This window comes from Cytobacillus sp. SAFR-174 (assembly GCF_051964675.1).
Classification (GTDB): domain Bacteria; phylum Bacillota; class Bacilli; order Bacillales; family Cytobacillaceae; genus Cytobacillus.
Genome location: NZ_JBQCMZ010000003.1, coordinates 165,373 through 181,354, shown reverse-complemented (window position 1 = coordinate 181,354; position 15,982 = coordinate 165,373). Strand labels below are relative to the sequence as shown.

The window sequence follows — 15,982 nt, the reverse complement described above, 5'->3', positions numbered from 1 at the left end:
TTACAAATACTCAATGACAAATGGACTTTCAGTGATTTCCATTAGGTGATAGAGAGAAAACTCATACACAGGTCCAAACTCCACATCACTTGGTGCAAATGGAAAGGCTAAATTTCCAGCTGTTGATTTCCGATTTTCATATCCATAATGAAGAAATGTCGATCTTACACTCGAGCAAATACTGTTTGCAAGTTCCTGTGTTATGGCCACCACTTCAAACATGACACCAATCTCATGCCCCTGGAATGGTGCGGATTCTTTTGAACCGAGCACTCCATTTTTTCCATAATTATAGAAGTTGATAGAATAATCTTCTTCTGGGATGTCCTCGTAATAATCCCTTACCTGCTCTCTGACAAGCTCCTCAATCTCTTCGATATTCCCTACTAAGATCGGGTCACGGACACCTGCGATGACAAAGGTTCTATAGGCAACCTTTCGCGCACCTTCCAGCTTGATGTAATAATGATCATTTTTTTGCAGCTTACTATTCTTAACCTCAACAACTCCGTCACTCACTTGTGTAAACTCACATTGACTAAGGTCAAGGATGATGCCTGGTCCATGCAAAATGTATGGATGTTCTTTTTCGTAGAAAGTATGTGCACTCACACTAATCGGCGAACATTTGCGAATTGGATTCAAGGATTGGACGGTGAAGGAATCTTCCTTTAATGTTCCAACGATACAATCCTTTGTTGTGCCTGGTTCAGCACACAGCGCCCCGCATTCCAGTATTTTGCCAAGATGGTAGGAGAGGCCAGGATCTTTGCCTCGGTAAATTCCAACTGCCGCAAATGGCGATGGATCATATGCCCTTCCACAGACAACAATATTTGCTCCGTTTTCGAGAGCCTCCAAAATAGGCTCGTGCCCCATCTGCGCAACAATGTTGTTTGTTTCTCGAATGACTTCAGCTGTTAGAGATGGAATATTTGGCGTTAGTGGGTTAATTCGCCCCTCCTGGTTTGCTTTTATAATTTCTTCCTGTGTAAAATCTGCCCAAATCACGGCAATTTTAGCTGTTAAGCTGCGTTCTGCCAGGATTTCATTAATAATATCCAGCGTCCATTCAATATGCGGCCTGGCACCGGCTCCGCCAGCAGATCCTATAACAATGGGAATGTCCCGCGGCACACCATTTTTAATGATGATATCCAAATCCTTTTTGGTTGCCCGGCGGCTTACAATCGCTACACCTGCTCCAAGCTTATGCGGACCTGCATCTGTCGACCCTGCATCCACTACAATTCCATGAATTTCTTGATTGTTCTCAAAGGCCCTGTTAAAAGACTCTTCCGGAAATCCATATCCTAATATCCCGCACGGAGAAACAATACGTATATCACTGCTAGTCATGTTTTAACCTCTTTTAACTGGATTTTGTCTGTTTTCTATTTAATAATCATTTTTGTGTAACCGGTTACACATTTTGTCAAAAAAATAAGACATGTAACCGGTTACATACTATATATTCATATGTTACCGTCTTTCCTTGTTCCCTGTCAACCAATTATTCTACCAATGTGGTTTATCTCTCAATGGCAGCTCTTATTAAAGATAAGGGAGCACGATCACTCTTTTCTCTCATCTTAGAGTTAATCGTGCATCTATCTATATACTCATTTTTAAACGTTAAACATTTTCAAGGCTGGCCAATTTGGCAGCAATATCTTTAAGTCTGGTCCCCTGTAAACTGGGAATACAAATTCCTTTTATTTCATCTAATGCTTCCTTCCACGTTTCGGGGACTGCATTTGCTCCCTGTAAAGCTCCTGATAGAGCACCTGCCATTGCAGGCATGCTATCGGACTGTTTCGGCAGTAATGAGGCCAGCTGAATACCTTTTTGCAGATCTCCTTCTGTACTTAGGAAAATGGCATAGGCCACTGCAAGTGTTTCAGGTGCAATATTTGCATAGTTATAGACTGCATTGACTACTCGCTTTTGCCATATCGGTATCGCTGCAAATCCGTCCCCATTGGTTTCCTCCAGCACATTTAAGGCAATCTCGATTTTTCTGCGAATCCAGGTATTTTCCGGCACATATTTTAATCCTTCTTCCACTATTTCCTGCGGTGAAGCACCTGATAGGGCTACAGCTATACTGGCAGCCATTGCCTGAGCTGCATAGACACCATCTTCAGCATTTGTGATAGAAGCCATTTTTTGTGCTGTACTTGCAGCTTTTTCAGGCTGGTTTTTATATATAAGACCGATTGGAACCGCACGTGAAACTGAGCCATCATCATAGTGATGTGGATTGTCATTGCCGGATGCCGGTGGAAGGATTCCTTTTTTGATGTTTTCAATAGAAGCTCTCTCACTTACACCGCTCCAAATTTCCTGCTCCGGTTCTACTATATATTGCATCCAGCCATGAAGTAATTTTTCTTCCGTAATTTCATTCCCGCAATCCAAAATCATTTGGGCCGCGATGATCGCAAATTCTGTATCATCTGTTCCGCAGAAATCTAAAATTCCCTCGCTCATGGCATGTGTGAAAGGCAATGAGATTTTATTAATCCGATGCCGGTCCGTAATTTGGCTAAAGCTCCATAAACGATTTCTCCTCTTAGGCGGAAGTACGAGCGCTCTATGATACATCGCAGCAAAGCCTGCCGAATCACCCATTGCCATCCCGAGAAGAGAACCGTAAATCTTATCATAAGACATTACTCTTTTCCTCCTATTAATACGTTTGTTAAATCTCTGGCAATATCACGGACATCTATCCCTTTCATAGCCAAAACACAACGTCCCCGAATAATATTAATCCGGTCCTGCCAATCCTTTGGCACAGCGTCAGCACCATGCAATGCTCCTGCCATTGCACCATTCATAGCCGCAATCGTATCAGAATCTCTTCCAATATTGACTCCGCCAAGTACAGCAGGAATGTACTCACCCTTTGCTGCAGCAAACACACCATAAGCGAGCGGAATAGCTTCCGGTCCCATATCGGCCCATGGATAGTAGAAAATGGAGATCTTGTTGTAGAGCTCTTCCATAGCATCTTGAACATTCGTATACTTCGTGCCAATTTCTACAGCCTCGTCAATTTTCCGATATGTCCAGGAATCCCTTGGTATGTGGTTCATCCCTGTTTCAATTACTTTTTGCCAATCGTCTCCCGTCATAGCATAAGCAACACTTGCGGCTACAGCTTGACCACAATATACCCCATCACGATCGTGGCTGACTCTTGCTTCAATTTCAGCCAGCCTGGCCGCTTCCTTCGGATTGCCTGCACAATAGATCCCAATCGGAGAAATTCTCATGGCTACTCCGTCGCTCCACATTTGGTAATTATCGACACCTGTGACAGGAGCAGCAAGCCCTTTTCGAAGATTGAAGATGGCCTCAACTTCACTAAAGCCGCCGCCTTTAAAGCCGCCTTCCTGAGAAACAAGATAGTTAGTCCATTCTCTTGTCATATCCTCATAGTTTAATTTGTTTCCATATTTCAAGATAATTTTTGCTGTCAGCATTGTATATTCGGTATCATCTGTTCCCACCGGATCGTCATTGACAAAGTCATTGATCCAGCCATATCTTTCTCGTATCTCTTCCAAAGCCAGGCCTTCTGTTGGAGCTCCCAATGCATCACCCACTGATAATCCTATTAAACAGCCATATACCCGCTTATACCATTGTTCGAAATCCAAATGAGATCCCCCTATGCAAAAGTTTGCTAAAAAAGTGGAGAACAGAGTCTCCACTTTTTTAGTATTATCTTAAATTTTTATTTGCAAGTTCTGTAATCTGTTCTCCGCCAGCTTCGTTCCACTCTTTAACGAATTTTTCGAAGTCAGAGATTGGACGCTTGCCCGTAATGATGTCCGTTGTAAATTCCATATACAGGTTTTGCATAGCATCCCAGTTAGCAACATATTCTTCCGGGATTATGAAGCTATTGTCTTCTTCATAAAACTCTTCTGCTGATTGAAGTGACTTTTCTGCAGATTCACTTAATAATGGTGTCGATTCATCCACTGGAGTAGCTGGTGTATAATCAACCGGCTCCCAGAATCTAGCAAACCATTCACTGTAATATTTATCAGTAAGCTGCAGCTTTCCATCCACTTCGTTATAATGCTCGCCTTCGAACCCGAATCGGTCGATCATTTGTCCTTCAGGACTCGCCATATAATCCAGTATCTTAAACACAAGATCCTTATTCTCAGAATTAGCAGAGATTGCAATACCTCTTGATTCTTTTGTAACATCCGTAGCACCAAAACCTTGATATTCACCCTTTGCTGGCGGCAGCATGACCAGTGAAGCTTCTTCTCCGCTCACTTGAACCATTTTGCCTTCATAAATATCGATTACTTTACCAGCTGTACCAGGGATGATCGCAGCATCCCCATCAAAGAATGCTTTTTCTTTCGTATCCCATTGCTTTGTTAAGTATTGAGGATCCAAAAGACCTTCTTTATATAACTTATTATAGAATTCAAGCTTTTCTTTTTGCTGCTTTGAAACTCTTGCGTATTCGTAAGAGCCGTCCTCTTTTTGCAGCCAAGTCTTATTGATTCCGAAAGCCATATCAAACATATAATCGATTTCTGCAATGTCGCCGGCAACTGTAATGGCATATTTAGGTTTATCGCCGCCAGGCTGTTTTTCAACTAATTCTTTGAAAAATGAATAGTAAGTATCCACAGTTGGATTTTCCATTAGTGCTTTAGACGTTTCCATTTGGTTAAACCAGTCTCCTCTGATGACAGGAACTTTAGGAGCAAGAGGTTTAATCCAGAGTAAGTAAGGATAATTTGCAAGTCTTTTTTCGTTAAAAGGCTGAATGATATCCTTTAGATATTTTGAATCCTTGATGTAAGGTCTTAAATCCTCTAATAATCCTTGTTCAGCAATGGCTTGATCTCCGCCTTGGAAATAAATCATATCAGGAATCTCGCCGCTATTGAGAAGCAGGTTTAACTTCTCTGCATAATTGCCTTGCGGGAGGTCGACTAATTCAAAATTCACTTTAATATTTTCATCTTCAAGGAGCCCTTTTTCTATCGCATCATAATATTTTTCTGATACAGGGTTAGAGCTGTTATCATCTTTCATTACAATACGGATTGTTGTGGCTCCCCCTTTATCTTTATTATCTCCCTGACCTGCTTCTTCTTTGTTCGAACAAGCTGCCAGTAAACCCAGAACCAAAATAAGGCTTAGTATGGCAATTAAAGATTTTCTCATTACTTTTCCCCCTAGAAAGTTTTTTTCATATTCTAATTGAATCGATGAACGATTGCTCCCCCCCCTTGCCATTCATCATATTAGGAGTTTAATAGGATAATATTAACCAGAATTACAATTGTATGTAACCGGTTACACAATTAGCTAAAAAAAGTTATTCCTAACAATATGCAATCAGAAGATGTTGTTAGGATGCGATAACCAGCTTTATATCCTCTTATGTAACCGGTTACATATTTTATTCCCTTTTAGGATAATTGAAAGTGGTTCTAAAGTCAACTATTAAAAATTCAAATTACTTTGTAAATTATTTTGTATGGATATGCTCTTGATTTCATTAAAATTCAATTGATTTCTATTCACAAAATAATCTTAATACAATACCTTCTTCCTAATTTACATATTTAGTGTAAAATTTCATATTTATGACTGTAATAAACTTACTTTTTACACTAAAATAAAAAGCAATCATCTAATCTGGAGGAAAAACATGCCTATGAAAAGAATATTCCTGCTTGTACTAATTGGGTTGTCTATTTTTCTTGGAGGGTGTTCCAGCTTCTTTCGTGATAGTAAAGAGGAACATATTCAAAAAGTGTATATCCGTGTTCAGGATTACACTGGGGAAGAATACCGTCAGCCTTTCGGGAAAAAAACAGATAAGATCGCTGAAGAAAACCGGGCTGTGATTGAGGAAGCCACTATTAAATATTTCAAGGAAACATACAAAACCGATGTGAAGGTACATAATATGGTCGGTGTTCTGGAGGGTGTTAAGGTATTTGTGGAATCAATGGGTGAACCGCATTTTTATACCTATGCTTATGTTCAGATTCAGGATAATAAGGTGTTGCCTGACCTCATTGGGGCTGAGAAATACAAAATACAGGAAGCCATTCAGGGCGGTTTATATCACATGATTTTTGAAGAAGAGTTTCAAAAACTCGATGGGTATTTAGAGTCCCTTGCAGAAGAAGGGCGCGTAACGGGGAAAACAAAGGAAGCCCTTCAGAATGCAGGCGGTCTCGGTTTTATGACTCCCTATTATTTTATTAACATGCTCAGTGCTGAGGCAGCGATTAAACCAGTATATGACCTATACTTAAGAAAACCTGATGCCAGTAAAAAAGAGTTAAGGAATGCCTTTGCTGAAAACCTATTTGACTCAGAAAATCTCTCTATTAATATTCAGCTATTCATGAGCGATAAAGGTGCAGAGCCGAGTGAGGAAATTTTCAATCGGGTAACCAGGGATCTCGAAGAAATGAGCGGTATTCCCAAAGGGTCCTATAGCTTTACTTTAAATGACAACCTGATTCAGAGAGAAACGTTTCAAGGTGTTAAAGATAATTCTTTAAGGAGGAGCTATCCGGATTATATTGTGAGAGATTAAAAGGTAGGGAGGATTATTGGAGCGATGAATATTAGAACAAGAATAATGCTTACTATTATTGGAATATCCCTAATGCTTGGAGGATGTTCTGGTATGAATAGCACGAATAACAATAAAGACAGTGAAAAAACAAAAGAAACACAGGCTGCCGCCTCTGAAGAAACAATGGACGATCTAACTTTAGTACAATCTTCCCTTCCCCTATCTGACTATTTACCTATTTTCACCTAAAAAGTGTAATTTTCCACGTTTAAACTGTAAAAATATAACTCTATCCGCTAAAATAAGGGATATAACTTTGAATGGCACATTCCTTTAGGGAGGACATGTAAATAATGCACAAGAAAACAAAAATTTTACTCTGCAGTGTTGGGATATCATTAATGCTTGGAGGATGTTCTGGTATGAATAGCACAAATAACAATCAAGACACTGAAAAAACAAAAGAAACACAGGCTGCCCCTTCTGAAGAAACTAAGATTAGCGTTCAGGATTATACAGGTGAGGGCTATGCATTACCATATGGAAGAGTGACAGATGAAATTGCTGATAAAAACCTTGCTCAGATAGAGGAAGCTGCCACCAGCTTTTTCAAAGAGAAATATATGACAGACGTAACTGTGCATAATGTGGTTGGTGCAAAGGATGGGGCCACTGTGTTTGTAGAATCAAAAGGCGAACCGCATTTCTACACCTATGCTGTAGTACCAATAGATGAACTGGAAAAGAAAGTAATGACGGAAAAGATATGGGCGGACGAATTCCAGGTCGAGAATGCCATTAAAGGCGGGTTGTATGGCATGATCTTCAAAGAAGAATTTAATCAACTCGATAACTACTTTGATTCACTTGCAGCAGAAGGTCAAATTACTGGCAAAACTTATGAAGCCATTCAAAAAGTTGGAGGCAAGGGTTTCTCAACCCCTTATTATTTTATTTCAATAGCCGATGAGACAGCTATCCAACCTGTATATGACCTTTTCATGAAAAATCCTGATGAAAGTGCAGAAAACCTCAGGAAGGCTTTTGAGGACAATTCATTCTCGGCAGAAAACCTTTTCATTAATATTCAATTATTTATGGCTGATAAAAGTGCAAATCCAGATAAAAAGTTGTTTGATCAAATCATAAAAGACCTTGAAGAAATGACCTCAATCCCTAGAGGTTCATATAGTTTTGTGTTAAATGATAATTTTATTGATAAGCAGAGCTCCAGCGGTATGGGAGATAATTCACTGGATTTACTAAAAGATATTATCAAAGAATAAAGCAGGTGAATAAATGAATACACTTAATGGTTCACCAAATATAAATGAAAATATCTCCATAAACAATGATAAAGATTTGGTTGAGCTAGCTGGCTACTATGCCTATACCTATCCCCAAAAAGGGGAAATCCTAAAAGTAAATGGAATAAAATATCAGGTTCGCCACGAGCACTATGAAGATCCAACCGGGCTTGATGCAATGACAGTTGTAAATATGGAGACTGAAGAAATATCCATCATCTATGTAGGAACAGATGCACATGGAGAATACGGCAAGCAGGATATTATTACAGATGCCCAGCTTTTAAGTGACCTGACACCTGCACAGCTAGCTGAAGCAAGAAATTATTTTAATGAAATGAATGAAAAATACAAACAATTTGGCGGCGTCCAATCGATCGCAGGAAATTCACTTGGCGGCGGTCTGGTTGGTGCAGTAGCAATTGAAAATCCAGCGGTTAAGGCCGTAACACTGAACCCTGCCCTCCTTCCTGATGGAATGATGGACCCTGATAAAACGTATGACAACATCACAAACTACTTCAGCAGCTACGATGTGCTGACTCAGACTTTAATCGCATTGGATCTGCATGGCAGGATTCCAGGAAAACAGTATGAAATCTTCAATGGGATTCCAGAATTCTCAAAGCTTGCTACAAACCATACAGGCTATCTGAGGAATGAAGATGGCACTCAGTTTTATGTTATCGGAGAAGTCGGCAAGCCAGGCTATGGCAAAATCTATGTAGATGCAGATGCCCATATCGTATCCAGCATCTGGACGGGATTACCGCTGTATGGCGGGCACTCAGATCGCATCGAGATTAACAAGGAGAATCTGGATCTTCTTGCTTCCTCCCTGCAAAGCCATGTGATGGATAGACTGAACCTTGCTCACGAGTACTTGGGTAATTCGGTTGCCATAGTAGACGATGAAGCCAGCCGTTATTATGAACGGCTCAGCCGCCTGCAAAAGATTTTCGAAGAGATGTTTGAAAACCTGATCAGTGAGCCTCTGTTTATGGGAATTACCTCCATCAGCAATCGTTTAACGGCCGAAATTGATCATTTGGTATCTTTGTTAAATGTGGCGGAAAGTCATGCTAAATCCCTGAACTATATACTGAATTCCCCGCCTGCTGAGCTGCTTGAACATATTTTCCGGACGAACGTCAATGTGGAAGGCATCTTTAATGAAATCCGCGGCTTTTTATATGATTTGAAAGCAGATGTTCAGGACCTTTCCAAAAGCCTTATCCGAATCATCTCCAATAAAATTCCGGAGCTGTTTGAGGGAGGAAAGGAACTCTGGTATGATGCTGTAGTCAGTGAGTTAAAAGCCCATTATGGGATCGTGAACAATAACAGGGATAAGCTTCTTTCGCATATCGGGGAATATCAGAAACAAGTTCAGGATGTTGCCTCGAACTTTCATGACCGGGACCATTCCCTTGGACAGTCGATTAGAAGCAAATCCACCCATTCCAATTCTATATCCGTGCAGGGAACGAACACATATAAGCTGGAAGATTCCCCTTATATGGAGCTGAGGATGAAGATTAAGGAATTCCAGATGGATACGTCTTATTCTGCTTTCACTGCATCAACCCAGGCACTTCTCATGCCTATATTGCATAAGGGCTGGGTGATTACCCTGAACATTGAAAATGCACTTGAACTCCTGTCGAGCACTATCAAAGGCGCAACCAAATTCGCCTTGGACTACACCATCCCCGGCAAGCTATTCGGCCTGTTTTCGGACTTTGACGATAAAATCCGAAACAGCGTCAATAACGCGCTGGAGCCTTTGGATGAGTTTGCCGGCACGATTGAAGGCATCAGAAAAGGTTTAGACCGATTAATGGCGGAGTACCCTACTCTATTAGAGAATTTCAGGCCTTATGTCGAAACAGCCATATTCAATAACAGCGGCTACTATAATGTCCACCTCTATAACCTTGCATCCATTGCTATTTTAAGAGAAATGGAAATGCTGTTTGATGATGTGGTGTATCAGCTTGGGAATCACAAAGCTGAAGCGATTGAGGCATTGTGTGAGGTTTCGAAAAAAGTGAAGGGTAATATGGGGATATTGTATGAACAGGTGGATCGCGGGACGATAAATTAACAGGATTTAAAAAACCGGGCTGAGTGGCAGCTCGGTTTTCCTTTTATATAGGAATCAATTTGCGGTATTTGATAGTCTATTTGCAGAATTTAATTGTCTATTTGCAATTTGATTGATCTATTTGCAGGTTTCAGGCGGCTATTTGCAATTTGATTGATCTATTTGCAGGTTTAATAACTCTATTTGCAAGTTCACCATACAGCCCAAAGCTGCTCTTTATGCAGCCGCTGCTAAGTGTCCCCTACAAAAACTTTGGATTGGATTATTCTGCCCTCTCAAGATACTCCTCTAACAGCTCTCTAAAAAGCTCATTCAATTCCTTATTTTTCTGCTCCTTCAGCCATTCCACCTGGTTAATGGGCAGGTTTAACTTAAGTGTGATTTTTTCATTCGGCATCTCCACTTTTCGAATCTCTTCCAGGGTAATGCCCGCTTCAATATCGGGAAAATCCGGAGCATCCTCTCTTATTCTTAAGAGCCCTTCATATGACTCTTCCGAATCTATTTCGCAAAATAAGCTCAGCCGGGGCAGCTTCCCTGGCACAGCCTTTAGAAACATAAAGGAGCTTATCTGCCTGCCGTCCTCCAACTCAACTTCTGTGATCAGACTGTCCCTGCCCTGATATTTTCTTAGAGTAACTTCGCTAACAATCATGTCTACTTCCAGTGTACTTCCGGATGACGATTCAAAAATATAGATGGCACTGTTAAACACATATATTTCTTCTCCATCAAGATTTATAAACTTTATAGCAGACATCCTTGTTCCTCCCATATTCCATAAAAGCTGCATCACTATGGCATTGGCTTGGCATAATTTAATAAAGAGCACATCTGCTGAGTCTAATCTCCACATTTGCTTCAATAGGATCAGCATTCAATGTAAATCTATAAATATAATGTAACATACGAATGCACAGCCCACTATATATACGTTCCCCTTAAATGTTATAAAATTCGGAGCAAGGCTTTGCTAAAGAAAATTCAGGAGAAGTTCAGAGAAACCAGGAGAGGGCTCTCTTCCTGAAGTTAATTTCAAACAAAGAAAAACACTCTAGATGCTGGCATCTACAGTGCTTTACCTTATGTTTGAAATTGTTTGTGGGGTGTTTAGCAAAGAAGCTATAAAAGAGCTATAACCAAAGAAGAGAAAAAAAGGGGAAAATAAAGACTTTGGTGTGTAACTAATCTTTTTAAATTACACATTGAATTTTTATTTCAAAGAAGCTGTCTTTTAATATTGCCAATATCTCTTTCATTTCTAGCGGTTTTCTCCCATATAAAATCCTGGTCTCTTTCAAGGATTTTAAAGTGCTCTAAGATCTCTTGATGGCGCTGATCACTTTTGGTTTCCAGCTTCTGCAGATCTTTTTTCATCTCATGCTGTTCGATCTTCATCTCTTGCTGTTCTATTTTCATTTCTAGTTGTTCTATTTTCATCTCTTGCTGGTCTTTTTTCATTTCCTGCTGGTCTTTTTTCATTTCCTGCATATCAGATTGAAGACTGCCAACCATTTTTATTAATTGGGCAAGCATACTTTCCATTTTTGCTTCGTTCATTATTCACACCTCCTCTTTTATAGTATATAACAAATTTCCTAAGATAAATGTGACAATTTCAGGTGAACATGGGGACGGTTCAACCGTCCTCATGCTTTCCGGCTTACTAGGAAGAATAACTCATACTATGCAAGAGGTTCATTCATCATTTCACCGCTTGTTCAAAATTCTATAGATCCTTGCTTCATAAGGCCGCATAACCAGCAACTCTGCCGAATCTCCTTCTGGAATTTGAGCATAATTGCCAAGCAGAAGTTCTTTCCCGGTACCCTGTGCAATCTCTCATAATTTCCCACTTGGTTTAAAAGAGTATTGAACCCCAATACAACAGAAAAATGCCGGCCACGCAGGCCCGGCATTTTATATATCATTCAAGTTAGAACAAATGGCAAGCCACCCAATGGTTCGGCTTAGCTTCTTTCCATACTGGAACAGTGCTGGCGCACATTTCTGCGGCATGCGGGCAGCGAGTCCGAAAGCGGCATCCGCTTGGAGGATTACTTGGACTTGGCAGGTCTCCTTCCAGGACAATACGCTCTCTTGTTTTCTCCCTGTCAGGATCCGGAACGGGAACAGCTGACAGCAGTGCCTGGGTATAAGGATGAAGGGGTTCATCATATAAATCATCCGATGATGCCAGTTCAACCAGATTTCCAAGATACATCACACCTACCCGGTCACTGATATGCTTGACCATGGATAAGTCATGCGCGATAAACAAATACGTCAGCCCCCGTTCTCGCTGGAGTTTTTTCAGCAGGTTGACCACTTGGGCCTGAATCGAGACGTCCAATGCACTAATTGGTTCATCCGCAATAATAAATTCCGGTTCAACCGCAAGTGCCCTGGCAATCCCGATTCGCTGACGCTGTCCGCCGGAAAATTCATGCGGATAGCGATTGGCATGGTCCTTGTTCAGACCAACTGTTTCGAGCAGTTCATATACCTTCTGTCTTCTCTCTTCCTTACTTGATGCCAGCCCGTGGATATCAATTCCTTCAGCGATAATATCCGCAACTGTTTTTCGCGGATTAAGGGACGCATATGGATCCTGAAAGATCATCTGGACTTTGCGGTTAAACTCAAGTAATTCTTTCGGACTCTTCTTGCCATGCACCTTTTCGTTTTGAAAAAGCACTTCCCCGCCTGTAGCTTCATAGAGACGCATAAGTGTTCTTCCCGCTGTTGATTTTCCGCAGCCGGATTCACCAACCAATCCAAGCGTCTCACCCTTATAAACCGTAAAGGATAAATTATCTACTGCTTTTAAAACCTCACTTTTCCCTGTATGAAAGTACTTCTTAAGGTTTTTGATTTCAACTAACGGCTCCTGGACTGCTTCCTTAACATCCGGAGCCTTTTGCACAGGTTTTGCTGCAGCTATACGCTTTTTATTTATAACAGCTGGTTTTTCGACCTTGGGCGCTTTCCCATGAAGCAGCCATGTAGCCGCATAATGTGTATCAGACAGCTTAAACATTGGCGGTTCCCGCAAGTAGTCTACCTTAAGTGCAAACTCATTTCTTTCTGCAAAAGCATCTCCTTTTGGCGGGTTCAGAAGGTCAGGAGGAGTCCCGGGAATTGCCACAAGTTCATCTCTTGTTTCCATATTCGGCATAGAGCCAAGAAGCCCCCAAGTATAAGGGTGCTGAGGTTTGTAAAAGACTTCCTCTACAGTCCCGGTCTCCACAATTTTGCCCGCATACATGACCGCCACCCTGTCCGCAATATTTGCAACTACTCCCAGGTCATGCGTGATGATAATGATGGATGTACCCATCTTTCTCTGAATATCTTTCATCAGATCTAAAATTTGCGCCTGTATGGTCACATCCAGAGCTGTTGTGGGTTCATCTGCAATCAGCACTTTCGGATTGCAGGCTAAAGCGATCGCGATCACGACGCGCTGTCTCATACCGCCTGAGAATTGGTGAGGATACTGCTTGATCCGGACTTCCGCATTCGGAATCCCTACCAGCTTTAATAGATCAATAGCCTTCTGAGCAGATTGCTTTTTATCGATTTTCTGATGAGTCATGAGACTCTCAATGATCTGGTTCCCAATTGTCATCGTCGGGTTCAGGGCAGTCATTGGATCCTGAAAGATCATGGATATTTCGGAACCTCTGACTTTTTGCATTTCTTTTTCTGAGTAATGAACCAGGTTTTTTCCTTCAAAAAGGATTTCCCCATCATCAATTTTGGCTGAGCTGCTCGGCAGAAGCTTCATAATCGTTTTAGAGGTGACCGACTTTCCTGACCCGGATTCCCCTACAATCGCCAGGGTTTCTCCCTTTTTCAAAAATAAATTAACCCCTCTTACAGCCTGTACCTTGCCTGCATATGTACTAAAGGAAACATGGAGATTTTTTAATTCAAGCAATTTTTCCACATCGTCTCACTCCTTTACCTTAGCTTCCTGTCAGTATTCGTTCTCCTGCTGCCAATTGAAAGTTGGCTTCTATATGTCCAATCCGATCTTTTCTGGCATTTAATACCGGCGCATTCACATATTCGGACAGCTGCTGATAAATATGCTCATCCCCGATGCCGAGCTGCTTCAACACTTCCATTGTGGCTACACTCACCGCCCGGGCATTTCCATCCTCTACCTTGATGGCGATCCCAAGGCCTGTCTTCACATCGCCAAGACATTGAACACCTTCTGCTCCGGCTTTCGCAGCAATTCGCCCATTAAATGCTTTCATTAAATCTGTATCAAACCGATCTGTTCCGCCGACCATTTCAGGGTGCTTCGTCATGGCTTTCCGTATTCTTTCAAGCGTACGCGGGCGTTCCCCTTCACTCCAGGCAAATGGCTGAGCCAGCCTGGCAAAACCCATCGCCGCATGTTTCAGCGGAAGACTGTGAACCGGTACACCGCAGCCATCCACACTTATTTCGATCTGGTCTTTCGGATAGCCGCATACGTCTTCAATCACATCCAAAATCCGCTGCTGATGGGGGTGCGTTACTTCCCGGTAACTGGCCACATCCTCACCCATGTGGACAACGGCTGTCAGCATCCCTGAGTGCTTTCCTGAGCAATTGCTGAAAACAGGGGTGAGCTTCCCGCCGCTGCGGACAAGCTCGTTGTAGCTTTCCATGTCCCTTGGAATATGAGTGCCGCACTGCAGCGCTGTTTCCTCTAAATGGGTCCTGCTCAAAATATTCATGACACGGCTTCTGTGAAAATGCTCCCCGCTATGGGACGCACAAATAAGAGAAAGGTCTGCTTCATCATATTGAAACCGGTCTGCAGCACCCGTCTCAACAACGGCTATTGCCTGAAATGGCTTCATCGACGATCTCGGAAATGTCATCCTCCCCGGGTCACCGTACGAATAGAGTACCTCGCCCATTCCATTCACAACAGCCACATGGATATTGTGCGTGCTCTCAATAAACGGTCCACGATAAACCACAATTGGATTTTCCATATTATCCTCTCCAAATCTAGTATTCTTGAAGTCTATTTCCTCATTTTCGGATCGAGCGCATCACGCAGGCCGTCAGCTAAAATATTGAAGCTAACCATAATGCCCACAATCACTATCGCAGGATAAAGCAGCAGATAGAAGTGATTTCGCATCCCTTTAAATCCATCATTAATCAGTACTCCTAATGATGCCAGCGGCTCCTGCAGACCAAGTCCGATAAAGCTTAGGAACGCCTCTGTAAAAATAGCCGATGGAATAGTGAACATCATATTGATGACAATCAATCCCATCACATTCGGAATCAAGTGGTGAAGAATAAGCCGTTTATTCGTCGAGCCAAGCGATCTGGCTGCCAGTACAAATTCCTGTTCCTTTAGTTTGAAAATTTGCGCCCGGACAAGCCTTGCCATATTTACCCAGCCTGTAATAACCATCGCAACCGTAATGGTAAAAATCCCTGGTTTCATCAGCATGATTAATAGAATAATAATGATCAGATTCGGAATCCCTACGAGGATTTCGATCACACGCTGCATGGCGTTATCCACTTTTCCGCCAAGCATAGCGGAAATGGCACCATATGTGACCCCAATCAGGAGATCAAGAAATGCCGCAAGCACAGCAATATATAAAGAAATTCGCGTTCCTTCCCAAATCCTTGTCCACTGGTCACGGCCAAACTTATCCGTACCAAGCCAGTGCTCTCCGCTTGGGGGCTGATAAGCGACAGAATAGTCTGTTTCATAATATTTATAACCGTTCATATAAGGGCCAAAGATCGCAAGCAGAAGAATAATAGATAAAACGACCAGACTAATAACCGCACCTTTATTTTTTTTCAGCCTCATCCAGCTGTCTTTGAAGGCTGATAAGGGCGGACGGTTTATTTTTTCACTGTCCTCCGCTCGTCTGCCTGCTATTTCAAATAAATCATCAGATAATTCCTCTTCGTTCAAAAGCGGTTCAGCATTTTTCATATCAC

13 protein-coding genes are annotated in these 15,982 nt (G+C 41.8%); 4 read left to right on the top strand and 9 right to left on the bottom strand.

What is annotated here, in order from left to right; genetic code table 11:
* The 4 genes from ACTHRG_RS04800 to ACTHRG_RS04785 all read right to left on the bottom strand — a co-directional run bounded on the left by ACTHRG_RS04800 (position 1) and on the right by ACTHRG_RS04785 (position 5,211).
* The gene (locus ACTHRG_RS04800) at positions 1-1,359 is read right to left on the bottom strand and encodes an acyclic terpene utilization AtuA family protein (protein ID WP_076257261.1); all 1,359 of its coding nucleotides are present in this window, start codon (positions 1,357-1,359) and stop codon (positions 1-3) included.
* Positions 1,360-1,635: 276 nt separating this feature from the next.
* Positions 1,636-2,676: an ADP-ribosylglycohydrolase family protein gene (locus ACTHRG_RS04795; RefSeq protein ID WP_076257260.1), complete on the bottom strand. Its 1,041-nt coding sequence runs from the start codon at positions 2,674-2,676 to the stop codon at positions 1,636-1,638.
* Positions 2,676-3,668 (bottom strand): ADP-ribosylglycohydrolase family protein, encoded by a 993-nt coding sequence (locus tag ACTHRG_RS04790; protein ID WP_440230658.1) that lies wholly within the window; start codon positions 3,666-3,668, stop codon positions 2,676-2,678. Before ACTHRG_RS04790 ends, ACTHRG_RS04795 begins: the two co-directional genes overlap by 1 nt.
* Positions 3,669-3,732: 64 nt before the next feature.
* Entirely contained in the window at positions 3,733-5,211 is a 1,479-nt protein-coding gene (locus ACTHRG_RS04785) for an extracellular solute-binding protein (protein WP_440230657.1), read from the bottom strand.
* A 490-nt stretch (positions 5,212-5,701) separates the two neighbouring features.
* Here ACTHRG_RS04785 and ACTHRG_RS04780 point away from each other — a divergent pair, with 490 nt between their 5' ends.
* The 4 genes from ACTHRG_RS04780 to ACTHRG_RS04765 all read left to right on the top strand — a co-directional run bounded on the left by ACTHRG_RS04780 (position 5,702) and on the right by ACTHRG_RS04765 (position 10,000).
* Complete coding sequence (locus ACTHRG_RS04780) at positions 5,702-6,604, top strand: DUF1672 family protein (protein WP_440230656.1); 903 nt, start codon at positions 5,702-5,704, stop codon at positions 6,602-6,604.
* Between the two features lie 93 nt (positions 6,605-6,697).
* Positions 6,698-6,835, top strand: a complete 138-nt coding sequence (locus ACTHRG_RS04775; RefSeq protein WP_440230655.1) for a hypothetical protein — start codon at positions 6,698-6,700, stop codon at positions 6,833-6,835.
* A 104-nt stretch (positions 6,836-6,939) separates the two neighbouring features.
* The gene (locus tag ACTHRG_RS04770) at positions 6,940-7,872 is read left to right on the top strand and encodes a DUF1672 family protein (RefSeq protein ID WP_283935186.1); all 933 of its coding nucleotides are present in this window, start codon (positions 6,940-6,942) and stop codon (positions 7,870-7,872) included.
* Between the two features lie 13 nt (positions 7,873-7,885).
* A complete protein-coding gene (locus ACTHRG_RS04765; RefSeq protein ID WP_440230653.1) occupies positions 7,886-10,000 on the top strand; it encodes an SA1320 family protein in 2,115 nt (704 codons plus the stop codon).
* A 262-nt stretch (positions 10,001-10,262) separates the two neighbouring features.
* Here ACTHRG_RS04765 and ACTHRG_RS04760 read toward each other — a convergent pair whose 3' ends face one another.
* From ACTHRG_RS04760 to ACTHRG_RS04740, 5 genes are all read right to left on the bottom strand, one after another.
* Positions 10,263-10,760: a hypothetical protein gene (locus ACTHRG_RS04760; protein WP_076257243.1), complete on the bottom strand. Its 498-nt coding sequence runs from the start codon at positions 10,758-10,760 to the stop codon at positions 10,263-10,265.
* A 458-nt stretch (positions 10,761-11,218) separates the two neighbouring features.
* On the bottom strand, positions 11,219-11,560 hold the full coding sequence (locus ACTHRG_RS04755; RefSeq protein ID WP_076257241.1) for a hypothetical protein: 342 nt from the start codon (positions 11,558-11,560) through the stop codon (positions 11,219-11,221).
* Positions 11,561-11,936: 376 nt separating this feature from the next.
* Entirely contained in the window at positions 11,937-13,952 is a 2,016-nt protein-coding gene (locus ACTHRG_RS04750; protein ID WP_076257239.1) for an ABC transporter ATP-binding protein, read from the bottom strand.
* A 19-nt stretch (positions 13,953-13,971) separates the two neighbouring features.
* Positions 13,972-15,000, bottom strand: a complete 1,029-nt coding sequence (locus ACTHRG_RS04745) for an asparaginase (RefSeq protein WP_440230652.1) — start codon at positions 14,998-15,000, stop codon at positions 13,972-13,974.
* Between the two features lie 32 nt (positions 15,001-15,032).
* Complete coding sequence (locus ACTHRG_RS04740) at positions 15,033-15,977, bottom strand: ABC transporter permease (protein ID WP_076257236.1); 945 nt, start codon at positions 15,975-15,977, stop codon at positions 15,033-15,035.
* Between the last annotated feature and the right edge of the window lie 5 nt (positions 15,978-15,982).